This window comes from Streptomyces sp. MNU89 (assembly GCF_020982505.1).
GTDB classification, from domain to species: Bacteria; Actinomycetota; Actinomycetes; order Streptomycetales; family Streptomycetaceae; genus Streptomyces; species Streptomyces xinghaiensis.
This window is the reverse complement of record NZ_JAJKLL010000001.1, coordinates 2,134,933-2,160,446: the sequence shown is the minus strand read 5'-3', so window position 1 is coordinate 2,160,446 and position 25,514 is coordinate 2,134,933. Positions and strand designations below refer to the sequence as shown.

Here is a 25,514-nt window from a genome sequence, read left to right as displayed (position 1 = left end):
TGTTCCCCGGTCCGCCCGATACGGCGTCTGGCGGACCGGCGGCCTCCGGCGGCAGCCTGGGAGCGGCACCATCCCGTGCGACCGTACGACCGCACGTCCGTGGCACCGCATCCGGGAACGACCGTCCAGGGCAGGGGGTTCCATGCCGTTCGCCGTATTCCGTACCGGAGGACACCACCGCGGACACCACCGCGGACACCGGCGCAGACGCCGGCCGGGCGAGCGGCACGGTGCCGCCGCCGTCCTCGTCACCGCCGCCGCGCTGGTCCTCGGCGCCGTACCGCCGGCCACCGCCACCGAGTCCGCCACCGCCTCGGCTTCCGACACCGATTCCCGGCCCGCCTCCCGGGCGGACGCCTTACGGCCCGTCGCGCCGCCGCCCGCCCACGCTCCGTCCGGTGACGCGCCGTCCGGCGGCGGCTCCGCGACCCCGGACGGGCCGGACGCGGGGGCGGTCGAGACCGCCCGCAACACCCGGCCCGTCGCCCCCGGCGTCGTCCTCACCTCCTTCGACCGGCTGCGGCCCGGGCCGTGGCTGCGCGCCGACGCCCTCACCGTGGACCTCGGCGGTGGCGCCCGCGTGGACCACCTCTCCTCCGGGACGGTGACGGGACGCGCCACCGTCCCGGAGATGGCCGCCGCGCACGACCCGGGCCCGGGCCGCCGCACCGTCGCCGCCGTCAACGCGGACTTCTTCGACCTCGGCACCGGAGCGCCGCTCGGGCCCGGCATCCGGGACGGCCGGCTCGTCGGCATGCCGTCCGGGGAGGCGCGGACGGCGGCCGGCATCGGCCCGGACGACGCGGGCCGCATCCTCGCCCTCTACTTCGACGGCACGGTCACCCTGCCGTCCGGCACCCACACCCTGCACGCCTACAACGCCGCCCGGGTCCCCGACGGCGGCATCGGGCTGTACACCCCGCAGTGGGGCGACGCCGACCGGGCGCACACCGTGGACGGGGCCGGGCGCACCGCCGAGGTCACCGTCGCGGACGGCCGGGTCCGCGAGACCGCCGTACGACCCGGCCGGGGCCCGGTCCCGGAGGGCACCACCGTTCTCGTCGGCCGGGACGCCGGAGCGGACCTCCTCGCCGCTCTGCGGCCGGGCGACCCCGTGACCACCGAGTACCGGCCGCGGACCGACGGCGGCCCCGTGCCGCGCACCGCCGTCGGCGGCCGCGGAGTGCTCGTGGCCGACGGGGAGCCCCAGGACTGGGAGGGCCGTCCCAACAACGAGCCCGCCCCGCGCACGGCCGTCGGCTTCTCCCGGGACGGCACCACCATGCACCTGCTGACCGTGGACGGCCGGCAGGCCGACAGCGGCGGCGCCACCCTCACCGAACTCGGCCTGCTGATGCGCGAACTGGGCGCGCACAACGCCCTCAACCTGGACGGCGGCGGCTCCTCCACCCTGGTCGCGCGGGAAGCGGGCGGCACGGGCCCGCGGGTGGAGAACAGCCCGGCGGACGGCAGGGCGCGCCCCGTCTCCAACGGCCTCGCGGTCACCGCACCGGCGGGCAGCGGGCGGCTCACCGGCTTCCGGGTGGAGACGGTGACCGCGCCGGAGACCGCGCCGACCACCGGCCCGGTCCTCGGCGGCCGGCCCGACCGGGTCTTCCCCGGACTCACCCGCGCCCTCCGCGCCACCGGCCACGACGAGACGTACGGGCCCGCGGCCGGCCGCCCGCGGTGGCGCGTCCGCTCCGGCAGTGCGGGCCGGATCGGTGATGACGGCGTGTTCACCGCCCGGCGCGGTGGTACCGCCGAGGTGGAGGCCCGGCTCGGGGCGGCCCGGGGCACCGCGCGGCTGACCGTGATCGACGCCCTCGACCGGATCGTCCCCACCACCCCCCGGGTGGGCCTGGCGGACGCCTCGGCCACCGGAACCTTCGGCATCACGGGGCTGGACGCCCACGGCACCGAGGCCCCCGTCGAACCGGCCGACGTCCGTCTGGAGTACGACCGTTCCCGGTTCTCCGTCACCCCCGACGGCCGCGGCTCCTTCACCGTCGCCGCCCGCACGGAGGGCGGATCCGGCCTGATCGAGGCGACGGTGCGGGGCCGCACGGCCGTCGTCGGCGTCACCGTCGGCCTGGAGGAGCGGGGGATCGCCGGCTTCGACGACGCCGGCGACTGGACGTTCTCGCAAGCCCGGGCCGACGGCTCGGTCGCCGCCGTCCCCGGCGGACGCGAGGGCACCGGCCTGCGCATGAGCTACGACTTCACCCTCTCCACGGCCACCCGCGCCGCCTACGCCAACCCGCCCGCCCGGATCCCCGTCGCCGGGCAGCCGCAGTCCTTCCGGCTCTGGATCAAGGGAGACGGCAACGGTGCCTGGCCCTCGCTCCACCTCGTCGACGCCCAGGACACGAGCCTGGTGCTCCGCGGACCGTTCGTCACCTGGACCGGCTGGCGGGAAGTGGAGTTCGAGGTGCCGCCCGGCACCGTCCACTCGCTGCGCGTGCGCCGCTTCTACCTCGCCGAGACGGACCCGCTGAAGCAGTACACCGGGGAGATCGTCATCGACGGCCTGACGGCCCGGGTGCCCCCGGACATCGACCTGCCCGCGGCGGAGCCGGTACCCGATCCCCTCATCGCCGGCGCGGCGGAGACCGGAGGCCGCGACTGGCGGTTCGCCGTGCTCTCCGACGCCCAGTTCACCGCGCGGGAACCGGACGGCCCGCTGGTCCGGCAGACCCGGCGCACCCTCCGCGAGATCAGGGCGTCCCGCCCCGAACTGCTCCTCGTCAACGGGGACTTGGTGGACGAGGGCTCGGCCGCGGACCTGGCCCTCGCCCGCCGGGTCCTGAAGGAGGAGCTCGGCGACGCGGTGCCCTGGGTGTACGTGCCCGGCAACCACGAGGTGATGGGCGGCTCGATCGAGCTGTTCGAGAAGGAGTTCGGCCCCGGTCACCGGGTCTTCGACCACCGGGGCACCCGGTTCATCACCCTCGACACCTCCCGGCTGACTGTCCGCGGCGGCGGGCTCGCGCAGATCCGGGCGGTCCGCGCCGAGCTGGAGCGGGCGGCCGCCGACCCGGGCACCGGCTCCGTGATCGTCGTCCAGCACGTACCGCCGCGCGACCCCACCCCGCAGCGCGCCTCGGAGCTCACCGACCGCAAGGAGGCGGCCCTGCTGGAGAGCTGGCTGGCGGACTTCCGCCGCACCAGCGGCAAGGGGGCCGCCGTCATCGGCGCCCACGTGGGCGTCTTCCACGCCTCACGGGTCGGCGGGGTCCCGTATCTCGTCAACGGCAACGCCGGGAAGGCGCCGGCCGCGCCACCCGGCCGGGGCGGGTTCACCGGCTGGTCCACGGTCGGGGTCGACCGGATCACCGAGGCCGAGCGGGCCCGGGCACGGCAGCGGCCCTGGGAGGGCGGCCCGGACTGGATCTCCGTCCGCACCCGCCCGCACGTCGACGGGTTGCGGATGGACGGCCCCGGCGCGCTGCCCGCCGGGGAGACAGCCCGCGTCACCGCCGCGGTGACGCAGGGGGAGGGAAGCGCGGCGCGGCAGGTCCCGGTGGGCTTCCCGGTGAGCGCGGACTGGACGGGCTCCCCGAATCTGCGCATCGGCTCCCCGGAGGGTGCCCGGCCGTGGCACGCCGCCGCGTACGACCCGGTGACCGGGACTCTCACGGCACTGCGCCCGGCCACCGTGGTCCTGGCGGTGACGGTGAACGGTGTCACCGAGCGGAGGGACGTGCGGATCGTCGCCCCGCCGCCTGCGCTGCCCCCGGCCGGCACCACCGGGAAGGGCTGAACCCGGCCCCGGAACGGGCGGGGAAGGACGGCTGAGGGCCGCCGGCCGAAGGGAGCCGGCGGTCCTCCGTCCGTCGCGGTACGGAATCCGCCGTCTCAGATAGTAGGAAGTCCGAGTAATTGTGGAGACAGCGCGGCCCGGCTGTCCTAGCGTTGTAGGAAGCCGAGCTTGTCGCTGATCCAGCGGCCGGCGGACGCGGGCCGTGCCTCGCAGGCGATCCCTGCCGCACGTTGTCGCCCCCGCCCTCTCCGGTGATCCCCGCGCTCCCCGCACCCCTTCGTGCCTTCCGTTCCCCCTTCCGCATTGGAGACGTGCCCCATGAACGCGACCGCAGCCCGGACCCGCCGCCGCACCGCTTCCCGTACCGCCGACAGCACCGCGCGGCAGGAAGCCGCCGCCGCCCTGCAGCGCGCCCTCGACCGCCGGGACAACGGCGGCGCCACCGGCCACGACCACTGACACGGACGACCGTTGACGGGCACGGTCCGCCCCCGGTGGCCGAGGCTCCCCCGTGACCGCATCGTGGACGCCTCATGTCAGCAGCTGGGACGGGGAGTAGGGTGCCCGGCATGTCTCGCAGCATCGATCTCGCAGTGATCCCCGGTGACGGCATCGGCGGGGAGGTCGTGGCACAGGGCCTGAAGGTCCTGACCGCGGTGCTCCCCCAGGATGTGAAGCTGGAGTCCCGTAGTTACGACCTGGGCGCCAAGCGCTGGCACGCCACCGGCGAGACCCTGCCGGACGGCGAGCTGGAGTCGCTCCGCGGCCACGACGCCATCCTGCTCGGCGCCATCGGCGACCCGTCCGTGCCCTCCGGCGTGCTGGAGCGGGGCCTGCTGCTGAAGCTGCGCTTCGCCTTCGAGCACTACATCAACCTCCGCCCCTCGAAGCTCTTCCCGAACACGGCCACGCCGCTGGCGGGCCGCCCGGACATCGACTTCGTCGTGGTCCGCGAGGGCACCGAGGGCCCGTACACCGGCAACGGCGGCAGCCTGCGCACCGGCACGACCGCCGAGGTGGCCACCGAGGTCAGCCTGAACACCGCCTACGGGGTGGAGCGGGTCGTCCGCGACGCCTACGAGCGGGCCGCCGCCCGGCCGCGGAAGAAGCTCACCCTGGTCCACAAGAACAATGTGCTGGTCCACGCCGGCCATCTGTGGAAGCGGATCTTCGACGCGGTCGGGACCGAGTACCCCCAGGTCACCACCGACTATCTGCACGTCGACGCGGCGACCATCTTCTTCGTCACCCAGCCCGAGCGGTTCGACGTGATCGTCACCGACAACCTCTTCGGCGACATCCTCACCGACCTCGCGGCGGCCGTCACCGGCGGCATCGGCCTGGCGGCGTCCGGCAACATCAACCCGACCGGCGCTTTCCCGTCGATGTTCGAGCCCGTCCACGGCTCGGCCCCCGACATCGCAGGCCAGGGCAAGGCCGACCCCACGGCCACGATCCTCTCCGTCGCCCTGCTCCTGGACCACCTGGGATACGGCGCCGAGGCGGCCCGGATCGAGGCGGCCGTGGCCGAGGACCTCGCGGCCCGCAGCCCCGAGAAGCCCCGCACCACCGACGAAATCGGCGACGCCCTCGCCGGCCGGGTCTCCGACTGACCTCTCCGCCCGGGAGCTCTCAACTCCGCGCGCCGCGGCCCCCGTTCCCCGCCGGGACGGGGGCCGCGGCGCGCGTGGCCGCCCCCGGGGGGTCTCCCGGCGGTGTCCGCCGGACGGCCTGTGACGTGCCCGCGGCCGCACGGACCCTGACAAGCCCGGTGCGGGAGTGCGACCATCGACCCAGGTCCGTGCCGCCGCCGGCCCCGGACGACCGGTTTCCTCTCCCCGGCCCCATTGGCGATAATCGGGTGAAGCGGCCGCTTCGCGAGATACTCGGACGTCCTGCAAACGCCGGTGGCGAGTGCGCGGTCCGCCACGACTCACGGTGAAGGACAGCAGACATGACGACGCCCACGATCGAGCTCAAGCCCTCCGCGCACCCGCTGCCCGCCGCGGAGCGGGAAGCGATCCTGGCCGCCCCCGGTTTCGGCCGCCACTTCACCGACAACATGGTGACGGTCAAGTGGACGGAGGGCCGCGGCTGGCACGACGCCGAACTCGTCCCCTACGCGCCGCTGTCCGTCGACCCGGCCAACATGACGCTGCACTACGCGCAGACCATCTTCGAGGGGCTCAAGGCCTACCGCCGGCCCGACGGCTCCGTCGCCACCTTCCGCCCCGAGGCCAACGCCGAGCGGTTCCGCTCCTCCGCCCGCCGCCTCGCGATGCCGGAGCTGCCCACCGAGCTCTTCCTCGCCGCCGTCGACGCCCTCATCACCCAGGACAAGGCGTGGGTCCCCGGCACCGGCGAGCAGTCCCTCTACATCCGGCCGTTCATGTTCGCCACCGAGGTCGGCCTCGGGGTCCGCCCCGCGAACGAGTACCTCTTCCTCGTCATCGCCTCGCCGGCCGGTGCCTACTTCCCCGGCGGCGTGAAGCCCGTCTCCGTCTGGCTCTCCGAGGAGTACGTCCGGGCGGCCCCCGGCGGCACCGGCGCCGCCAAGGCCGGCGGCAACTACGCCGCCTCCCTCGTCGCCCAGGCCCAGGCCGCCGAGCAGGGCTGCGACCAGGTGGTCTGGCTCGACGCCATCGAGCGCCGCTGGATCGAGGAGATGGGCGGCATGAACCTGTACTTCGTCCACGGCGGCCCGGACGGCAAGCGGCGCATCACCACCCCGGAGCTCTCCGGCTCCCTCCTCCCCGGCATCACCCGCGCCTCCCTCCTGCAGATCGCCGCCGACCTCGGCCACGAGGTCGTGGAGGAGCGCATCTCCGTGGAGGACTGGCGCAACGGCAACGCCGACGGCTCGCTGACCGAGGTCTTCGCCTGCGGCACCGCCGCCGTGATCACCCCCGTCGGCTCGGTGAAGTCCGCCCGCGGCAACTGGACCGTGGGCGACGGCGAACCCGGCGAGGTCACTCTCCAGCTCCGCAAGGCTCTCCTCGACATCCAGACCGGCGCCGCCCCCGACCCGCACGGCTGGATGCACCACGTCTGCTGACCCCCGCACGCCCGCCGGTGGCACGCCCGCCGGTGGCACGGATGCCGTGCCACCGGCGGTTTCCGGACAACTGACCGCATCCTGAGACAGGTGGGAACGCGGAGGCGCGGGTGTGCCAGACTGCCCCCGTGCTCTCGTTCGCCACGATTATTGGCAGCAGGCGCGCCGGTCCGCAGTGACCGCTGAACCGCAGCAGAACCGCGGCAGCGGACATCGTGTCCCAGGACCCGCGCGCAGACCTCTCGCACCCGCGAGAGGTTTTTTCGTTTTCCGGCCCACCCCATGCCGGTGAACGGAGCGCGGGGATCAGTGGAGGACGGTGGAACCGGTTCCCCCGTGTCCCCGGCAGGGGGGATCCCAGGTAGACCGAGATCCCGACAGGAGTTCGGAAGAGTCATGACGGACGCAAGCGGCCCCGCTCAGGGGGACGACAGTTTCCACGTCTTCGACACCACGCTGCGCGATGGGGCGCAGCGCGAGGGCATCAATCTCACCGTCGCCGACAAGCTGAAGATCGCGCGGCATCTGGACGACTTCGGTGTGGGGTTCATCGAGGGCGGCTGGCCCGGCGCCAACCCGCGGGACACGGAGTTCTTCCAGCGCGCCCGCGCCGAGATCGACTTCCGGCACGCGCGGCTCGTCGCGTTCGGTGCCACCCGCAAGGCGGGGGTACGGGCGGAGGACGACCCGCAGGTCCAGGCCCTGCTGGACTCCGGCGCCCCGGTGGTCACGCTGGTCGCCAAGTCCCACGACCGCCACGTCGAGCTGGCCCTGCGCACCAGCCTCGACGAGAACCTGGCGATGATCCGGGACACCGTGGCCCATCTGCGGGCCGAGGGCCGGCGGGTCTTCCTCGACTGCGAGCACTTCTTCGACGGCTACCGCGCCAACCCGGGCTACGCCAAGCAGGTCGTCCGCACGGCGTACGAGGCCGGGGCCGATGTGGTCGTCCTCTGCGACACCAACGGCGGGATGCTGCCCGCGCAGATCCAGGCCGTGGTGGCCACCGTCCTGGCCGACACCGGCGCGCGGCTGGGCATCCACGCCCAGGACGACACCGGCTGCGCGGTGGCCAACACGCTGGCGGCCGTGGACGCGGGCGCCACCCACGTCCAGTGCACCGCCAACGGCTACGGCGAGCGGGTCGGCAACGCCAACCTCTTCCCGGTCACGGCCGCCCTGGAGCTCAAGTACGGGCGCCGGGTGCTGCCGCCCGGGGCGCTGGCCGAGATGACCCGGATCTCGCACGCGATCGCGGAGGTCGTCAACCTCACGCCCTCCACCCACCAGCCCTATGTGGGGGTCTCCGCCTTCGCGCACAAGGCCGGGCTGCACGCCTCGGCGATCAAGGTGGACCCGGACCTCTACCAGCACATCGACCCGGAACTCGTCGGCAACACCATGCGGATGCTGGTGTCCGACATGGCCGGCCGCGCCTCCATCGAGCTCAAGGGCAAGGAGCTCGGCATCGACCTCGGCGGCGACCGGGACCTGATCGCCCGGGTGGTCGACCGCGTCAAGGAGCGCGAGCTCGCGGGCTACACCTACGAGGCGGCCGACGCCTCCTTCGAGCTGCTCCTCCGGGCCGAGGTCGACGGCCGGGCCCGCCGCCACTTCCGCACCGAGTCCTGGCGGGCCATCGTCGAGGACCGGCCGGACGGCACGCACGCCAACGAGGCCACCGTCAAGCTGTGGGCCAAGGGGGAGCGGATCGTCGCGACGGCCGAGGGCAACGGCCCGGTCAACGCCCTGGACCGGGCGCTCCGGGTCGGTCTGGAGCGGATCTACCCGCAGCTGGCCGGGATGGAGCTCGTCGACTACAAGGTGCGGATCCTGGAGGGCCGGCACGGCACCGGGTCCACCACCCGCGTGCTGGTCACGACCGAGGACGGCGAGGGGGAGTGGTCGACCGTGGGCGTCGCCGACAACGTCATCGCGGCCTCCTGGCAGGCCCTGGAGGACGCGTACACCTACGGTCTGCTGCGGGCGGGCGTGGAGCCCGCCGAGGAGCTGTAGCGCCGCGGCCCCGTGCCCGCGCCCCGGCCGGAGGGAATCCGGCCGGGGCGGGTGCGGGGACGAACGGGGCCGCGGCTCCCGGGGGTGGCGGGTGCCGGGATCAGGCGGCCGGCGCGGACTTGACCGCCGAGATGTCGAAGGTCAGCTTCACCTTGTCGCCGACCAGGACACCACCGGTCTCCAGGGCCGCGTTCCAGGTCAGGCCCCAGTCGGAGCGCAGGATCTGCGTGCTGCCCTCGAAGCCGACGCGCTCGTTGCCGTAGACGTCCGTGGCGGCGCCGTTGAACTCCAGGTCGATGGAGAGCGGCCGGGTGACGTCCTTGATGGTGAGGTCCCCGGTGACGCGGTAGACGTCCTCGCCCAGCGGCTCCACGGCGGTGCTGCGGAACGTCATCAGGGGGTACGTCTCGGCGTCGAAGAAGTCCGCGCCGACGAGGTGCTGGTCGCGGTCCTTGATGCCGGTGTCCACACTGGCGATCCGCACGTCGACCGAGGCGGTGGAGCGGGCGGGGTCGGAGCCGTCGAGGTGGAGCCGGCCCTCGTGGTCACCGAAGGAGCCGCGCACATTGGTCACCATGGCGTGCCGCACGGTGAAGGCGATGTCGCTGTGGGCCGGGTCGATGGTGTAGTCGCCGGTCAGGGCGGCCAGGCCGGGGGCCGCGGCGGTGGCGGTCGTGGTGGCCGCCTCCGGGGCGGTGGTCGTGGTGGGTCCGGTGCTGCGGGCGCTCTTGCGGGTGAACAGAGCCATGGCGCCTCCTCGGCTGGATCAAAGTTTGTTCAGCATTCAACAAGTTCGACTGTAGGGGATGATTGTTCAAAGTTCAAGCAAGCCTCGCCGGGTGGTCCATGGCAGGCCGTCCGCGGCGTCTGTTTGTGGGAACCCCACACCTCTGAGGCGCGGCAGTAGTCGGAGGCCGGCGCGACAAGGGCGGTTCTGTCCAAGCCGGCCAGGAATCGGCGGTGGAGACTGTGCGGAATCTACGCACGGTTTCCGGGGTCGGGTTTCGTAGGGTCGGTACATGACCCTTCTGGACGAGACGCCACCCGAGGCGAGCGATGCCCGTGGGCGGGTGGCGGAACTGCGCGCCATCCGCGAGCAGGTCCGGCGCGGCCCGAGCGACCGGGCCACCGAGGCGCAGAAGGCCAAGGGCAAGCTGACCGCCCGCGAGCGGATCGACCTCCTCCTGGACGAGGACTCCTTCAACGAGGTGGAGCCGCTGCGCCGGCACCGGGCCACCGGCTTCGGCCTGGAGGCCAAGCGCCCGTACACCGACGGCGTCATCACCGGCTGGGGCACCGTGGAGGGCCGGACGGTTTTCGTCTACGCCCACGACTTCCGCATCTTCGGCGGCGCGCTGGGCGAGGCCCACGCCACCAAGATCCACAAGATCATGGACATGGCCATCGCCGCCGGAGCGCCGCTGGTCTCCCTCAACGACGGCGCCGGCGCCCGCATCCAGGAGGGCGTCAGCGCCCTCGCCGGCTACGGCGGCATCTTCCAGCGGAACACCCGGGCCTCCGGCGTGATCCCGCAGATCTCGGTGATGCTCGGCCCCTGCGCCGGCGGCGCGGCCTACAGCCCCGCTCTCACCGACTTCGTCTTCATGGTCCGCGAGACCTCGCAGATGTTCATCACCGGCCCCGACGTCGTGCGTGCGGTGACCGGCGAGGAGATCAGCCAGAACGGCCTGGGCGGCGCCGATGTGCACGCCGAGACCTCCGGGGTGTGCCACTTCGCGTACGACGACGAGGAGACCTGTCTCCACGAGGTCCGCTACCTGCTGTCGCTGCTGCCGCAGAACAACCGGGAGAACCCGCCCGCGGCGCCCTCCGACGACCCGGCCGGCCGGCGTGGCGAGGCCCTGCTCGACCTGGTGCCGGCCGACGGCAACCGCCCGTACGACATGCGCAAGGTCATCGAGGAGCTCGTCGACGACGGCGAGCTGCTGGAGGTCCACGAGCGCTGGGCCACCAACGTCATCGTCGCGCTGGCCCGCCTCGACGGCCAGGTCGTCGGCGTTATCGCCAACCAGCCCCAGTCCCTCGCGGGTGTGCTGGACATCGAGGCCAGCGAGAAGGCCGCGCGCTTCGTCCAGATGTGCGACGCCTTCAACATCCCCCTGGTCACCCTGCTGGACGTCCCCGGCTTCCTCCCGGGCGTCGCCCAGGAGCACGGCGGCATCATCCGGCACGGCGCCAAGCTGCTCTACGCGTACTGCAATGCCACCGTTCCGCGGATCTCGGTGATCCTGCGGAAGGCGTACGGCGGCGCGTACATCGTGATGGACAGCCAGTCCATCGGAGCCGACCTCACCTACGCCTGGCCCACCAACGAGATCGCCGTCATGGGCGCCGAGGGCGCCGCGAACGTCGTCTTCCGCAAGCAGATCGCCGACGCCGAGGACCCCGAGGCCATGCGCGCCGCGATGGTCAAGGAGTACAAGGCCGAGCTGATGCACCCCTACTACGCCGCCGAGCGCGGCCTGGTCGACGACGTCATCGACCCGGCCGAGACCCGCGAGGTGCTGATCCGGTCCCTGGCCATGCTGCGGACCAAGCACGCCGACCTGCCCTCCCGCAAGCACGGCAACCCGCCGCAGTAACGGAGACCCAGATGAACGCCGACAACTTCCTGCGCGTCGAGAAGGGCCAGGCCGGCCCCGAGGAGCTGGCCGCCCTCACCGCCGTCCTGCTCGCCCGGGCCACCGCGCCGGGCCACCCCGGCCCGCGCCGCCACACCCCGGCCCGTCCGTACCGCACCGCACCCCGCTGGCACCGCCCGGAGCGCGGCCCCGGCTTCCGGGCCCCGCACAGCTGGCAGGGCTGAGGCGGCCGGAGCACCGCGCCGACGCCGGCGGCCGCCACCGAGCGTGCCCACGGCCCCTGCGGCACCCACGGCGGGCCCGGACCGGGACAACCCCGGTCCGGGCCCGCCGTGCGTTCTCCCCCTGTCTCCGGCCCGCCGTACGGCCGTCCGCGGGCCTCACCGGACGCGAGAGGTCCCCGCACCCCTTCCCGGGGTACGGGGACCTCTCGTCGCGTACGGGGAGCCGCCGCCGGGCGGTCAGCGCAGGCGTGCCATGAGGGCGTGTTCGACGAGGGTGATGAGGGCGCTCTTGGCGTCGGCGCGGTGGCGTGCGTCGGTGGTGATGATGGGGGCGTCGGGGCCGATCTGGAGGGCTTCGCGGACTTCTTCGGGGGTGTAGGGCTGGTGTCCGTCGAAGCCGTTGAGGGCGATGACGAAGGGGAGGCCGCTGTTCTCGAAGTAGTCGACGGCGGGGAAGCAGTCGGCGAGGCGGCGGGTGTCGACGAGGACGACGGCGCCGATGGCGCCGCGGACGAGGTCGTCCCACATGAACCAGAAGCGGTCCTGTCCGGGGGTGCCGAACAGGTACAGGATCAGGTCCTGGTCCAGGGTGATGCGGCCGAAGTCCATCGCCACGGTCGTCGTGGTCTTGTCCGGCGCGTGCGTCAGGTCGTCGATCCCCGCGGAGGCAGAGGTCATCACGGCCTCGGTGCGCAGGGGATTGATCTCCGAGACCGCGCCGACGAACGTGGTCTTGCCCACGCCGAAGCCGCCCGCCACCACAATCTTCGCGGAAGTGGTGGAGCGTGCCGCGCCGCTAGAGCTTCCGAAGTCCACTGAGCACCCTTTCGAGCAGTGTCACGTCTGGCTGGCCGCCGGCGGACTCGTCGCCGCCGGGCTGATGGATGGCGACAAGCCCGGCCTCGGCCAAGTCGGCGACGAGGATTCGGGCGACGCCGAGAGGAATGGTGAGGAGCGCGGAGACCTCGGCAACCGACTTGATCTCCCGGCACAGATGGCAGATCCGCTGGTGCTCCGGCAGTTGGCCCTGCAGCTGGCCCGGAGCCGCCGTGGTGTGCACCAGCGCCTCGATGGCGAGCTGGTAGCGCGGACGGGTCCGGCCACCGGTCATGGCGTACGGCCGCACCAGGGGGTTCCTGCTGCCGGCCGCGGGGGAGCCGTGCCGGCGCTGCTGCGACTGCTGATGCTGGGGTTGCTGCTGGGGCGGAGGCTGCTCGTACGGGGAGCGCTGCGGAGGCGGCTCCTGGTGGTGACCGGGAGCGGAGGGGTAGTCGTACCGCTGGCCGGGCTCGCCCTGTGGCTGGGGTTGATATCCGCCATAGGGGTACCCGCTCGGGGGCGTTGCCACGTCTTCCTCCTCCAACTGCCTCTGCTCTGCCGGTCCCCGTTGCTGCGACGGTTCCGCGTCACCGCACCTTATGGCGCGGTGACGTGAAACGCACGGTGTCTCTGTCAGTTGAGAAGACTTCCCTGGAGTTCGGCTCGGAGGTCCGGGGTGAGGACGGTTCCGGCGCGGTCGACCAGGAGGGCCATCTCGTAGCCCACGAGGCCGATGTCGCACTCGGGGTGGGCGAGGACGGCCAGGGAGGAACCGTCGGAGACGGACATGATGAAGAGGAACCCCCGTTCCATCTCCACCACGGTCTGGTTGACGGCGCCGCCCTCGAAGATGCGGGAGGCGCCGGCCGTCAGCGACGTCAGGCCGGAGGCGACGGCCGCCAGCTGGTCGGCGCGGTCGCGCGGGAACCCTTCGGACATCGCGAGGAGGAGTCCGTCGGCGGATACCACCACGGTGTGGGACACCCCGGGGGTGTTGTCCACGAAGTTGGTGATCAACCAGTTCAGGTTCTGCGCCGCCTGGCTCATCGGGCTCACACTAACGCTCCTGATCGTAGGTGCTGCTGCCGCCGGGGCCGAAGCCCTGGTGGCCTGTGTCCGTTCCCGCGTTACGTCCCCGCTGGACGCCGCGGCGCAGGTTGCTCAACCTGCCGCGGACGTCCTCCGGGGCGCGGGAGACCGAGGGGCCGCCCTGCGGGGTCTGTTCTGCGGTGCCCTCGACCAGGTTGGCCTTGGGTACCCGACGGGGGAGACCGGAGGGGGTCACCCCGCCTGCCTTGGGCTCCCGGAGACGCTCGGCCCGGTGCCAGCGGTCGTCGTTCGCCGAGCGCCAGTCCGGGTCGTCCGTCGGAGAGGTCTCCTGCGGCTTCTGCTCCCGTTCCTCGGACGGCTGCCAGGCCTTGTCCCGGCGGGGGAGACCCGCGCCGGTCAGGGACTGGGCGCCGCTCGGGGAGGGGCCCGGACGTTCGAAGCCTACGCTTTCCGGCCGGTCAGCGGGAGCGTCGGAGGGTTCCGATTCCGGTCCGTGATCCGGCTCGTACCGGTCATCCCGGCCGAAGGGCTCGGACCACCGGTCCTGCGCGGGTTGCGCGGGCTGTGCGGGCTGAGCACCGAAGGGCGAGTACGACTGCTGGTCAGCAGGGGCGGCTTCGCCGTAGGCCGCATCAGGATAGCCGTTCTGCTGGTAACCCGCGTCCTGGTAACCGGAGTTCTGGTAGTCCTGCCCGGCGTAGTCCTGTTCCGGATAGGCGGCCCGGGGATATTCCGCTTCGTAGCCCTGGGGCTCCTGCGGGACCTCCTGGAGGTACCCCTGCGGCTCCCTCTCGTCCCGGTACACCGGCTGCGGCTCGGCCGACTGGGCCTCCAGCTGGGCCCGGCGCTCCTCCCGCAGCCGGGAGCGGCCCACGGAGTCCAGTTCCCGGGCGTCGTCGGGTGCCCGCTCGTAGCGGGACTCGTCGAAGCCGAGTTCGGCCGCCGTCCGGGCCGGGATCTGGTGCTCCTGGACGCCGCCGTAGCCCTGCGGCTGCTCCGGGACGATCCGGGAGACCGTGAAGTCGTCCTCGGAGGGCTGTTCGCCGCCACCGCCATGGGTGATGTTCTCGGGCAGCATGACCAGCGAGGTGGTGCCGGCCTGCTCGCCGGAGGGGCGGAGCTGGACGCGGATGCCGTGCCGGTCCGCGAGGCGGCCGACCACGAAGAGGCCCATGCGCCGGGCGACCGCCACGTCCACGGTGGGCGGGTTGGCCAGCTTGTGGTTGATGTCCGCGAAGTCCTCGGCGGTCAGGCCGATGCCCTTGTCGTGGATCTCGACCATGATGCGGCCGTCGGGCAGCCGGGTCGCGGTGACCCGAACCTTGGTCTGCGGGGAGGAGAACGAGGTGGCGTTCTCCAGCAGCTCGGCGAGGAGGTGCACGAGGTCGGAGACCGCGGTGCCGTGGATCTCCGTCTCCGGGACGCCGCTCAGCTCGATGCGCTCGTACTGCTCCACCTCGGAGGCGGCGGCACGGAGCACGTCGACCAGCGGGACCGGCTGGTTCCAGCGGCGGCCGGGCTCCTCGCCCGCGAGGACCAGGAGGTTCTCACCGTTGCGGCGCATGCGCGTCGCGAGGTGGTCCATCTTGAACAGGTTCTCCAGCTGGTCCGGGTCCGCCTCGTTGTTCTCGAGGTCGGTGATCAGGGTGAGCTGGCGTTCGATGAGTCCCTGGTTGCGGCGGGAGAGGTTGGTGAAGATCGCGTTGACGTTGCCCCGGAGGAGCGCCTGCTCGGAGGCGAGCCGGACCGCCTCGCGGTGGACCTGGTCGAAGGCGCGGGCCACCTCGCCGATCTCGTCGCGGCTGGTGATCGGGATGGGCTCGACGCGGGTGTCGACCCGGCCCGGGTCGGTCCGCGAGAGCTGGTCGACGAGGCCCGGCAGGCGCTGCTCGGCCACGTCGAAGGCGGCGTTGCGCAGGCGCTGCATGGAGCGGCTCATCGAGCGGGCGGTCATACCGGCCAGGATGAAGGCGGCCAGCAGGGCGAGGACCACCAGGACACCGGTGATGATGGCTTCGCGCTGGGCGTCGCTGGAGATGTTCCGGGTCTCGGCCACCGCGTCGTCGACGAGCTTCTTCTCCACCGAGCGGTAGGCGTCGAACTTGCCGGTCGCGGTGGCGAACCAGGTCTCCGGGGTGATGCCGGCTTCCTTCAGCTCGTCGCCGTTCCGGTTGGTGGCGATCGAGGTGACCATCTTGTCGAAGGAGGGCGGGGGGATGAAGACGGTCCCGGCGGCGTCCGCCTGCCGCTTGGCCTCCTCGACCTTCTCCTTGCCCTTCTCCTGGGCGTTCCGCAGCGCGCTCTCCAGGCGCTGCTGGTCCTGCGGCGTGCCGCCGCCCACGTACTCGCCGAGGGCGATGTTCTCCAGGTAGGCGTACGAGCTGAAGGCGGTGAGCTGGGCGCCGCGGCTGGCCGCGTCGGGACCCGGCTTCACCAGCAGGTGCATACCGATGGAGCGTTCCAGCGAGAGCGCGGCCTTGGTCAGCGAGATCGCGTAGACCGTGCGGCCGTAGCTGGTGACGTTGCCCGTGCCGAGGCCGAGTTCGTTGGCGAACTCCATCAGGACGTGCTGGACCCGGACGTAGTTCTCCTCGGTCTGCACCCCCGGGAGCTTGCTGGTGTAGGCGTTCTCGCGGAGGCTCTCGAGCTGGGGCTCGACCTCGCGGTAGGCGTCCAGCCGGCGGTTGAGGCCCGGCCTGTCGGGCATGTCCTGGACGGCGGCCTCGAAGTCCTGGCGGGCCGCGTCACTCGCGGCGCGGGCCTCGGTGACGACCTTGCTGTCCCGGTCGCCCGCGAGCAGCGGGGCGGCGGTGACGTCGCGCTCGTCCAGCAGCAGGTGACCGTAGGTGGCGGCGGCCCGGACGAGACGCGCGGTGCGCTCGGCCTCGTTCGCCTCCTGCAGCGTGTTGATCGAGCCGTTGACCTGGAAGAGACCCAGGACCAGGCCGACCAGGACGGGGATCAGCAGAATCGCGTTCAGCTTGGCGGGCACCCGCCAGTTCTGCACGGAGAACCGGCTGCCGCGCGGCGGCGGGGGCGGCTCGTGCCCCTCCGCGGACGGTGGCGCCGCTGTGCGCGACGGCGGGGTGAAGTTGCCGCGCGACGCCTCGTGCGACGCGGGGCCGGACTTGCTTCGCCTCACTCGACCAACAACCTCTCGGCGCCGGCACGTCACGATGTGCCGTCTGTCCTGGACAAGCTCCTGTGCAGGAGTTTCAGGGAATTGCAGCACGTCAGGCGTGCGCATTCCAAACACCGGGAAGCGGCTCCACGAGGTCTGGGAACGGGTGGATGAAAGCGACATCCGACGCAAAAGCCTTCATAGCCTGCCCGAATTATGAGCGCTGTGAAGTTGTTCGAACGCACCGGGTTTACCGGCCGGGGTAATTGTCTGTGGAATCGTTATGAACACGGAGGCGGGCCGTGTCAAACGACACAGCCCGCCTCATGGCCAACTTTCCGGTCCATCCCGGCAGTTGGCCCGGAGGACGCTACTTCAGGCGTGCCATGAGGGCGTGTTCGACGAGGGTGATGAGGGCGCTCTTGGCGTCGGCGCGGTGGCGTGCGTCGGTGGTGATGATGGGGGCGTCGGGGCCGATCTGGAGGGCTTCGCGGACTTCTTCGGGGGTGTAGGGCTGGTGTCCGTCGAAGCCGTTGAGGGCGATGACGAAGGGGAGGCCGCTGTTCTCGAAGTAGTCGACGGCGGGGAAGCAGTCGGCGAGGCGGCGGGTGTCGACGAGGACGACGGCGCCGATGGCGCCGCGGACGAGGTCGTCCCACATGAACCAGAAGCGGTCCTGTCCGGGGGTGCCGAACAGGTACAGGATCAGGTCCTGGTCCAGCGTGATGCGGCCGAAGTCCATCGCCACCGTGGTGGTGGTCTTGTCCTGGACGTGGCTGAGGTCGTCGATCCCCGCGGAGGCAGAGGTCATCACGGCCTCGGTGCGCAGCGGATTGATCTCCGACACCGCGCCGACGAACGTGGTCTTGCCCACGCCGAAGCCACCGGCCACCACAATCTTCGCCGACGTGGTGGCGCGTGGCGCGGCGTTAGAGCTTCCGAAGTCCACTGAGCACCCTTTCGAGCAGTGTCACATCCGGCGTACCGCCGGCCTCGCCGCTGCCGCCCGGCTGGTGGATGGCCACCATGCCGGCCTCGGCCAGGTCGGCGACCAGAATGCGGGCCACCCCCAGGGGTATCGCCAGCAGCGCGGAGATCTCGGCCACCGACTTGACCTCACGGCACAGGTGGCAGATCCGGGCGTGCTCGGGGAGCAGCGTCCCCAGCTGGGAGGGGTCGGCCGTGGTGCTGACCAGCGCCTCGATGGCGAGCTGGTAGCGCGGACGGGTCCGGCCACCGGTCATGGCGTACGGCCGCACCAGTGGCTGGTCGCCGTCGTCCCCGTACGGCGCTTGGTGTGCGGCGCCGTACGGGCCGGGCGAGGCGGGCGGCGGGGTCATGGTTCCTCCGGGCTGGACAACGGTTGTCGTCTGGCGGGGACCGATGGGGAGGCCGGTGGTGCGAGGGGGATCGGCCCGACGGTCGGTTGGTCGTACCTAGGTCGTTCGATCAGTTGAGAAGACTTCCCTGGAGTTCGGCTCGGAGGTCCGGGGTGAGGACGGTTCCGGCGCGGTCGACCAGGAGGGCCATCTCGTAGCCCACGAGGCCGATGTCGCACTCGGGGTGGGCGAGGACGGCCAGGGAGGAACCGTCGGAGACGGACATGATGAAGAGGAACCCCCGTTCCATCTCCACCACGGTCTGGTTGACGGCGCCGCCCTCGAAGATGCGGGAGGCGCCGGCCGTCAGCGACGTCAGGCCGGAGGCGACGGCCGCCAGCTGGTCGGCGCGGTCGCGCGGGAACCCTTCGGACATCGCGAGGAGGAGTCCGTCGGCGGATACCACCACGGTGTGGGACACCCCGGGGGTGTTGTCCACGAAGTTGGTGATCAACCAGTTCAGGTTCTGCGCCGCCTGGCTCATCGGGCTCAACTAACGCTCCTGATGGTAAGTGGGACCAATGCCGTGCTCGCCGGGGCCCGGGTTGTGCCCGGCCTGGCGGCCCTGCTGGATACCCCGGCGGAGATTGGTGAGACGCCCGCGCACATCGGCGGGCGCCCGGGAAACCTGCGGGCCGGGCTGGACGGTCTCCGGCTGCTGTGCCGTGCCCGCCACGAGGTTCGCCCGGGGGACCCGGCGCGGCAGTCCGGAGGTGGTGAGGCCGCCGGCGGCGGGCTGGCGTACACGCTCGGCCTGCCGGCCCAGCTCGTCGTTGGGGGACGAACGCCAAGCCGTGCCGTTGGTGCCGTTGGTGCCGTTGCTCTCGGCACGGGCCGGCTCCCGCCGCTGTGGGGGCGGCGGGGGAGCGGACGCCGGAGCGGGCTGCTCCGGGCGGGTCTGCGGCTCCGGACGGGGCTGCGGCTCCGGGCGGGGCTGCGGCTCCTGGCCGTTCTGCCCCGGCTGGCCGCCGCGGATGCCGCGGAACCAGTCGGACTCCAGCGCCTCGAACAGCGGCGTACGGCCGTCACCGGGCCCGGTGGCCGGGGCAGCGCCTCCGGCTCGGAGCGCCGCTGCTGCGGCGCCCGCCGCCCGGTGGCTGCTGCTGCGCCGCGGGCCGCGGAGCGTTGGGGCCGACGCGCGGGAACTGGCCGGTGTCGCCCTGGTCCCGGTCGTCCCGGACGGGGGGCCGGCCCTGGCCGTGGGGTGCCGGGAACTGGCCCGTGTCGTCCTGCCACTGTTGCGGCGCCTGGGGCCGCTGCTGCGGCGCGCCGGGGCGGGCCGGTGAAGTCGGGGCGCGGGAACTGCGCCGTCGACTCCGCGTCCTCGTGGCCGCGCGGCGCCTCGGGCCGGGAACCGGGCCAGTCGTCACCGCCGGCTGCCCTGCGGGCTCCCCAGCTCGTACCGGACGGCTCGGCCGGCCGCGGCCCGTCCTGAGGGCGGGACGGCCCGCCCGGCAGCTCGCCGGCGGGACCGCGCGGCGGGATCTGGGCCCGCGGACCCTGCCCGGCGGGGGCGGGACCGCGGCCCGGTGCCTGCCGCGGCGCACCGGTGGGCGGTGCCACGGGAGGCTGGGCGGCGCCGGGGCCCGAACCCTGCTGCGGGAGCGAGGAGCGGCGGGGCCAGTCGTCCGGAGCGGCCTGGCGCGCGGGCGCGCCGGAGCCGGGAGCCGGGGCACCGAAGACGTTCGTTCCGGGGCCGCCGGGACCACCCGGTCCGCCGCGGCCCTGGCCCTGCGAGGGGTCGCCGTAGGCCGGGCCGCCGCCCTGCTGCGGGCGCTGCGGCGGACCGCTGTCCGGACGTCCGCCGGGGCCGCCGGCCGGAGCGCCGTCGCGGCCCGGCAGGGCCGGGCGGCCGCCGCCGGAAACCTGGCCGCGGGGCGCCATGCCGGCGAGCCGGTTGCCCTGCGGCCCGCTCGGGCCGGCGCCGGGGCCCTGCGAGGCGGGGCCGGCGTTCGGCTTGCCGCCGGGGGCCTTGCGGCCGCTCTGGGCCACGTCGACCGGCAGCATGACAAGGGCGGTGGTGCCGCCCGAGTCGGAGGGCCGGAGCTGGATGCGGATGCCGTGCCGCTGGGAGAGGCGGCCGACCACGAAGAGGCCCATCCGGCGGGAGACGGAGACGTCCACGGTCGGCGGGCTGGCCAGCCGCTCGTTGATGTCCGCGAGGTCCTCGGGGGAGAGGCCGATACCGGTGTCGTGGATCTCGACCAGCACCCGGCCGTCGGGCAGCGCGTGACCGGTGACCTTGACCTTGGTCTGCGGGGAGGAGAACGAGGTGGCGTTCTCCAGCAGCTCGGCGAGGAGGTGCACGAGGTCGTTGACGACCCGGCCGGCGACCTCGGTCGAGGGCACGGAGCTCAGTTCGATGCGCTCGTACTGCTCCACCTCGGAGGCCGCGGCGCGGAGCACGTCGACCAGCGGGACGGGGCGGGTCCACCGGCGGCCCGGCTCCTCGCCCGCGAGGACGAGGAGGTTCTCGCCGTTACGGCGCATACGGGTCGCGAGGTGGTCCAGCTTGAAGAGCGAGGACAGCTGGTCGGGGTCGGCCTCGCGGCTCTCCAGCTCGGAGATGAGTGAGAGCTGGCGCTGGATGAGGCCCTGGCTGCGGCGCGAGAGGTTGGTAAACATCGCGTTGACGTTGCCCCGCAGCAGCGCCTGCTCGGCGGCGAGGCGGACCGCCTCGCGGTGCACGTCGTCGAAGGCCGCGGCCACCCGGCCGATCTCGTCCTTGCTGTGCACACCGACGGAGGTGACGGAGGTGTCCACGTCCTGCGGGTCGGCCTCGGAGAGCTGCTTGACCAGCTCGGGCAGCCGCTTCTCCGAGACCTCCTGGGCGGTGTCCTGCAGCCGGCGGAGCGAGCGGACCATGGAGCGGGCCACGACGAACGCGCCGACCAGCGAGACGCCGAGGACCAGCAGGATGACCAGACCGTTGATCAGGGCGTCCCGCTGGGCCTCCGACCGCAGCTGGCGCGCCTTGTCCTCCATCTCGGAGAGCAGGGTCGCCTCGATCTTGGACATCTCTTCGATCTTGGCGGTGTCCTGGTCGTACCAGTCCTTGTACGACCGCGTCTCGTTCGCGATCGGGCTGTCCGGCTTGAGCATCCGGGCCGCGTACTTGTCCGCCAGGATGATGTTGGCGCTGCCGCCGTCCTCCAGGGCCTGGAGGAGTTCCTCGGTGGTCTGCTTGCCGTCGTAGATCTGGCTGAACTGGGCGAGGGTCGATTCCTCGCTCAGCAGCGCGCTCTCGCCGTAGAGCCGGTCGCTCGCGACGAGCTTCGGCTTGGGCTCGTTGGCGAGGGCCGCGGTGATCATCGCGCGCTGGATGGACGCGTACTCCTTGGCGGAGGAGAACGCGGCCAGCGCGCGGGTGGCGCGGATCATCTCGGTGTTGCTGGTCGCCTGCGCCATGTCCTGGGAGAGGGAGAGCAGCGAGGTGATCAGCTGGTTGTACTGGTAGACGGTCAGCGCGATGTACTCGTTGTCCGCGTACGCGTTGGAGCGGATCTGCTTGATCTGCTCCAGCTGCTTGAGGATGTTGACGAGCGAGGAGTTGACGCCCACGAGGGCGTCGTCCTCCGAGGACTCGATCTCCTGGGTGGCCTCGCGGAACGCCTGCTTGGCCCGGTCGGTCTGCTGCCGGGGGTAGACGACGTCGTCGTTCTTCTCGTCACCGGCCGCCAGCGGGCCGGCCGAGTGGTCGCGCTCCTCCTGGAGGGCGGACGCCAGCTCGGTGGCCTGCTTGGTCATCTCGGTCAGCAGCTGCATGTTCTCCAGCTGCTCGAGATCGTCCATGGAGGTGTCGATCCGCAGCGCGCCCAGGGTGGTCGCCGCGATGACCGGCAGGGCCAGCAGGGAGACCAGACGGGTGCTGATGCGCCAGTTGCGCAGCGCGAGTCGTGTGCCGGCGCTGGGCGGATGGGAGACGTCCGGCGTGCCGGAACCGTCACCCCCGCCCTGCGCCTGTGTCGGGGCGGCCCGGTCGGAACCCTGGTCGCCGGTCGTGGCTCCGGGGCCCTGGGCGCGCTCGGGCGAGAGGCCGCGGTCGGCCCCGCCATGCAGCTCCGGGTCCGCCGCAGCGCTGCTATCCCTCTTGAAACGTCCCTGCACTAGCGTCGCAACCTCTGGACCAGGCGTTCCCCCGTGTGAGCGGTGGAACGGTGTCGAGTCGTGGGAACCGGAGCCCCCATGGTGGTCGTGAGTGACCGGCGCGTCTCCCCCCGGTTCTGGTTCGTAACTGGTGAGACACCGCCGCGCGGCGCTTCTCTGCGCCAGTGGTGCGCGCCGGCTGGATGGTGCGGCGGTCCGTGAGATTCCAGCACAGAGAGGGATCTCCAACAAGGGCGGAGAACGGCTCTGTCGGACGGGTGACGCTATGTGCGGACCGGGTCACCCCACGTGGAAAGCAATGCCATGGTTAACGGACAATTGCTGGTGAACCGTCTGAGAACGATCGCTGTCCCGGTGGCCCCGATGAGGCGCGGAATGCGGCCTTCCATCCACCGATGTCCCACTTCGTCGCCCCAGAGGAGTGGTCCGTTATGGTGCTTATGTTCCAGTGTAAGTGAGGAAAATCACACAGCCCTCTCGGCTTTGTTCCACCGGCAGCGGGGAACCGCGCGTCTAGCCTGCCTGTTGACAACCAGGCCCGGAACGACAAGTACGAGGGACAGAGCGACCGGTGAAGACGACCATGATGTTCCGCAACATAGCGAATCCGCGACGCACCACGCTGGCGCACCTCGAGGACGCCGACGAACTGCGTCCCGTCGTCGGCGAGCCGCGGCCGGAGCCGGAGAGCGCCTCCGAGCTCCCCGCCCGGACCGCCAACCCGCGCCGCACCGTCCTCGTGGACGCCCCGAACGACTGACGTCCGCGGCGCGGACGCGCGTGACCCGCTCCCTCCGGTGAGCCCGGCCCCGCCGGGCGGGCGTTAGCCTGAGGCGTCAGTCTCCGGCCAGTGAGTCCAGTGAGTGAGGGGCAGCGGCTTCCCGTGCGCATCGCCAGATTCTCCATCGACGGAAACGTCGCCTTCGGCGTCGTGGAGGGGGAGCCGTCCGATCCGGACGGCCCCGTCCTCGACATCATCAAGGGTCATCCCTTCGCCGAGTTCGAGCGGTCGGGGAAGAAGGTGCCGCTGGCCCAGGTGCGGCTGCTGCCCCCGGTGCTTCCCAGCAAGGTCGTGGCGATCGGCCGCAACTACGCCGAGCACGCCGCCGAAATGGGCGGTGGGGTCCCCGAGGTGCCCGTCGCCTTCTTCAAGCCCTCCACCGCCGTGACCGGTCCCGGCGACCCGATCCCGTACCCCTCCTTCTCCCAGGAGGTGCACCACGAGGCCGAACTGGCCGTGGTCATCGGGCGGATGTGCCGGGAGGTCCCCCGGGAGCGGGTCCAGGACGTCATCCTCGGCTACACCTGCGCCAACGACGTCACCGCGCGTGACGTCCAGCGCGCCGAGAGCCAGTGGGCGCGCGCCAAGGGATTCGACGGCTCCTGCCCCCTCGGCCCCTGGGTGGAGACCGAGCTCGACCCCGCCGACCTGGGCATCATGTGCACCGTCAACGGCGAGCAGCGCCAGCTGGGCCGCACGGGTGACATGGTCCGGTCCGTCGCGGACCTCATCACGCACATCACCGAGGCGATGACCCTGCTCCCGGGCGACGTCGTGCTCACCGGCACCCCGGCCGGGGTCGGCCCCCTCAGCGTCGGCGACGAGGTCGCCGTCACCATCGAAGGCATCGGCACTCTCACCAATAAGGTGATCAAGCGTGGCTAGCGCACCCCTCCCGTACCCCGTACGCGTCCGTTTCTGCCCCTCGCCGACCGGCAACCCGCACGTCGGCCTGGTCCGCACCGCCCTCTTCAACTGGGCCTTCGCCCGGCACCACGGCGGCACCCTGGTCTTCCGCATCGAGGACACCGACGCCGCCCGCGACTCCGAGGAGTCCTACGAGCAGCTGCTGGACGCGATGCGCTGGCTCGGCCTCGACTGGGACGAGGGCCCCGGGACCGGCGGCCCGCACGCCCCGTACCGGCAGTCGGAGCGGATGGACATCTACGCCGACGTCGCACGCCGGCTGGAGGAGGCCGGCTACGCCTACAAGTGCTACTGCTCCACCGAGGAGCTCGACGCCCGCCGCAACGAGGCCCGCGCCGCCGGCCGGCCCTCCGGGTACGACGGCAAGTGCCGCGCCCTCACCCAGGAGGAGATCGCCGCCTACCGGGCCGAGGAGCGCACCCCCGTCGTCCGCTTCCGGATGCCGGACGAGCCGATCACCTTCACCGACCTGGTCCGCGGCGAGCTGACCTTCACCCCGGAGAACGTCCCGGACTTCGGCATCGTCCGGGCCAACGGCGCCCCGCTCTACACGCTCGTCAACCCCGTCGACGACGCGCTGATGGAGATCACCCACGTGCTGCGCGGTGAGGACCTCCTCTCCTCCACCCCGCGGCAGATCGCCCTGTACCGGGCGCTGGCCGAGATCGGCGTCGGCAACGGCACCGTCCCGCAGTTCGGCCACCTGCCGTACGTGATGGGCGAGGGCAACAAGAAGCTGTCCAAGCGCGACCCGCAGTCCTCGCTCAATCTCTACCGCGAGCGCGGGTTCCTCCCGGAGGGCCTGCTCAACTACCTGTCGCTGCTGGGCTGGTCGCTCGCCGAGGACCGGGACGTCTTCTCCATGGACGAGATGGTCGCCGCCTTCGACATCGCGGACGTCAACGCCAACCCGGCCCGCTTCGACCTCAAGAAGTGCGAGGCGATCAACGCCGCGCATCTGCGCGCGCTCCCCGCCGACGAGTTCGCGAACCGGCTGCTGCCCTTCCTCTTCCCGGAGGAGGAGCCCACCGCCGAGCAGCTGGAGCTGCTGGCCCGGGCCGCGCCGCTCACCCAGGAGCGGATGGTCGTCCTCGGCGAGGTCACCGGGATGCTCGGCTTCCTCTTCGTGGCCCCGGACGAGTTCCGGGTGGACGAGGCCGACGCGGCAAAGGTGCTCACCCCGGAGGCGCGGCCGGTGCTGGAGGCGAGCGTCGAGGTGCTGCGCGACCTCAGGCAGTTCACGCCCGGGCCGATCCAGGCGGCGCTCCGCACGGCCCTGGTCGACGGCCTCGGCATCAAGCCGAAGCACGCCTTCACCCCGCTGCGGGTGGCCGTCACGGGCCGCCGGGTGTCGCCGCCGCTCTTCGAGTCCATGGAGCTCCTGGGGCACGACGAGACGATGCGCCGGCTGACCGCCGCGCTGGAGCGGGTCAGCGTTTCCTGAGGCGCCCGCCCGGAGGCCCGGGAGCCCGCCCGTACGGCCCGCGCCGCGCGGGCGGGCTACCGGCGTCCGCGCGGCGCCCGGGGCCGCGGCGGTGCCGGCCCAGCGGCGGTGGGCGCGGCGGGAGATACCCGTTTTGGAGCGCTGTCCACGATCGGGTAATGTTCTTCCTGCGCCGCCCGCCCGGACCGATGGACCGGAGAGGCAGCGCAACAGAACAGAACCCCG

The 25,514-nt window shown here is 72.4% G+C and carries 19 protein-coding genes; 10 read left to right on the top strand and 9 right to left on the bottom strand.

Features of this window, described 5'->3' with window-relative positions; all coding sequences use genetic code 11:
* The first annotated feature begins 142 nt into the window (after positions 1-142).
* The 5 genes from E4N63_RS09185 to cimA all read left to right on the top strand — a co-directional run bounded on the left by E4N63_RS09185 (position 143) and on the right by cimA (position 8,834).
* Positions 143-3,763: a phosphodiester glycosidase family protein gene (locus E4N63_RS09185; protein ID WP_230240386.1), complete on the top strand. Its 3,621-nt coding sequence runs from the start codon at positions 143-145 to the stop codon at positions 3,761-3,763.
* Positions 3,764-4,081: 318 nt separating this feature from the next.
* Positions 4,082-4,222: a hypothetical protein gene (locus E4N63_RS09180; RefSeq protein ID WP_019709886.1), complete on the top strand. Its 141-nt coding sequence runs from the start codon at positions 4,082-4,084 to the stop codon at positions 4,220-4,222.
* A gap of 110 nt (positions 4,223-4,332) precedes the next feature.
* Entirely contained in the window at positions 4,333-5,376 is a 1,044-nt protein-coding gene (locus E4N63_RS09175; RefSeq protein ID WP_230240385.1) for a 3-isopropylmalate dehydrogenase, read from the top strand.
* Positions 5,377-5,717: 341 nt separating this feature from the next.
* Positions 5,718-6,818, top strand: a complete 1,101-nt coding sequence (locus E4N63_RS09170) for a branched-chain amino acid aminotransferase (RefSeq protein WP_125625630.1) — start codon at positions 5,718-5,720, stop codon at positions 6,816-6,818.
* 396 nt (positions 6,819-7,214) lie between these two features.
* Positions 7,215-8,834 (top strand): citramalate synthase, encoded by a 1,620-nt coding sequence (cimA, locus tag E4N63_RS09165; protein ID WP_043473535.1) that lies wholly within the window; start codon positions 7,215-7,217, stop codon positions 8,832-8,834.
* Between the two features lie 100 nt (positions 8,835-8,934).
* Here cimA and E4N63_RS09160 read toward each other — a convergent pair whose 3' ends face one another.
* Complete coding sequence (locus E4N63_RS09160) at positions 8,935-9,582, bottom strand: YceI family protein (protein WP_230240384.1); 648 nt, start codon at positions 9,580-9,582, stop codon at positions 8,935-8,937.
* Positions 9,583-9,853: 271 nt separating this feature from the next.
* Between E4N63_RS09160 and E4N63_RS09155 the strand changes: the two genes are divergently transcribed.
* Entirely contained in the window at positions 9,854-11,437 is a 1,584-nt protein-coding gene (locus tag E4N63_RS09155) for an acyl-CoA carboxylase subunit beta (protein WP_125625629.1), read from the top strand.
* 11 nt (positions 11,438-11,448) lie between these two features.
* Positions 11,449-11,661, top strand: a complete 213-nt coding sequence (locus tag E4N63_RS09150; protein WP_230240383.1) for an acyl-CoA carboxylase epsilon subunit — start codon at positions 11,449-11,451, stop codon at positions 11,659-11,661.
* Positions 11,662-11,898: 237 nt separating this feature from the next.
* Here the strand turns inward: E4N63_RS09150 and E4N63_RS09145 are convergent, their stop codons facing one another.
* The 8 genes from E4N63_RS09145 to E4N63_RS09110 all read right to left on the bottom strand — a co-directional run bounded on the left by E4N63_RS09145 (position 11,899) and on the right by E4N63_RS09110 (position 22,137).
* On the bottom strand, positions 11,899-12,477 hold the full coding sequence (locus E4N63_RS09145; protein WP_078650299.1) for an ATP/GTP-binding protein: 579 nt from the start codon (positions 12,475-12,477) through the stop codon (positions 11,899-11,901).
* Positions 12,458-13,009 (bottom strand): DUF742 domain-containing protein, encoded by a 552-nt coding sequence (locus E4N63_RS09140; protein ID WP_230240382.1) that lies wholly within the window; start codon positions 13,007-13,009, stop codon positions 12,458-12,460. Before E4N63_RS09140 ends, E4N63_RS09145 begins: the two co-directional genes overlap by 20 nt.
* Positions 13,010-13,113: 104 nt before the next feature.
* Complete coding sequence (locus E4N63_RS09135) at positions 13,114-13,527, bottom strand: roadblock/LC7 domain-containing protein (RefSeq protein ID WP_019709877.1); 414 nt, start codon at positions 13,525-13,527, stop codon at positions 13,114-13,116.
* A gap of 10 nt (positions 13,528-13,537) precedes the next feature.
* Positions 13,538-16,672 carry a nitrate- and nitrite sensing domain-containing protein gene (locus E4N63_RS09130; protein WP_125626956.1) on the bottom strand — a complete coding sequence of 1,045 codons (3,135 nt, stop codon included), beginning with the start codon at positions 16,670-16,672 and terminating at the stop codon, positions 13,538-13,540.
* Positions 16,673-17,021: 349 nt separating this feature from the next.
* Positions 17,022-17,600 (bottom strand): ATP/GTP-binding protein, encoded by a 579-nt coding sequence (locus tag E4N63_RS09125; protein ID WP_063831840.1) that lies wholly within the window; start codon positions 17,598-17,600, stop codon positions 17,022-17,024.
* On the bottom strand, positions 17,581-17,991 hold the full coding sequence (locus tag E4N63_RS09120; protein WP_019706270.1) for a DUF742 domain-containing protein: 411 nt from the start codon (positions 17,989-17,991) through the stop codon (positions 17,581-17,583). Before E4N63_RS09120 ends, E4N63_RS09125 begins: the two co-directional genes overlap by 20 nt.
* A gap of 109 nt (positions 17,992-18,100) precedes the next feature.
* Positions 18,101-18,514 (bottom strand): roadblock/LC7 domain-containing protein, encoded by a 414-nt coding sequence (locus E4N63_RS09115; protein WP_019709877.1) that lies wholly within the window; start codon positions 18,512-18,514, stop codon positions 18,101-18,103.
* Positions 18,515-18,519: 5 nt separating this feature from the next.
* Positions 18,520-22,137, bottom strand: a complete 3,618-nt coding sequence (locus E4N63_RS09110; protein WP_374112725.1) for a nitrate- and nitrite sensing domain-containing protein — start codon at positions 22,135-22,137, stop codon at positions 18,520-18,522.
* A gap of 571 nt (positions 22,138-22,708) precedes the next feature.
* On the opposite strand from E4N63_RS09110, the gene E4N63_RS09105 reads away from it, so the two are divergent.
* The 3 genes from E4N63_RS09105 (at position 22,709) to gltX (ending at position 25,289) form a co-directional block, all read left to right on the top strand.
* Positions 22,709-22,897, top strand: a complete 189-nt coding sequence (locus E4N63_RS09105) for a hypothetical protein (protein ID WP_125624757.1) — start codon at positions 22,709-22,711, stop codon at positions 22,895-22,897.
* Between the two features lie 123 nt (positions 22,898-23,020).
* The gene (locus E4N63_RS09100) at positions 23,021-23,803 is read left to right on the top strand and encodes a fumarylacetoacetate hydrolase family protein (RefSeq protein WP_125624758.1); all 783 of its coding nucleotides are present in this window, start codon (positions 23,021-23,023) and stop codon (positions 23,801-23,803) included.
* Positions 23,796-25,289 carry a glutamate--tRNA ligase gene (gene gltX / locus E4N63_RS09095; protein ID WP_125624759.1) on the top strand — a complete coding sequence of 498 codons (1,494 nt, stop codon included), beginning with the start codon at positions 23,796-23,798 and terminating at the stop codon, positions 25,287-25,289. The genes E4N63_RS09100 and gltX overlap by 8 nt, the downstream gene beginning before the upstream one ends.
* Positions 25,290-25,514 lie beyond the last annotated feature (225 nt).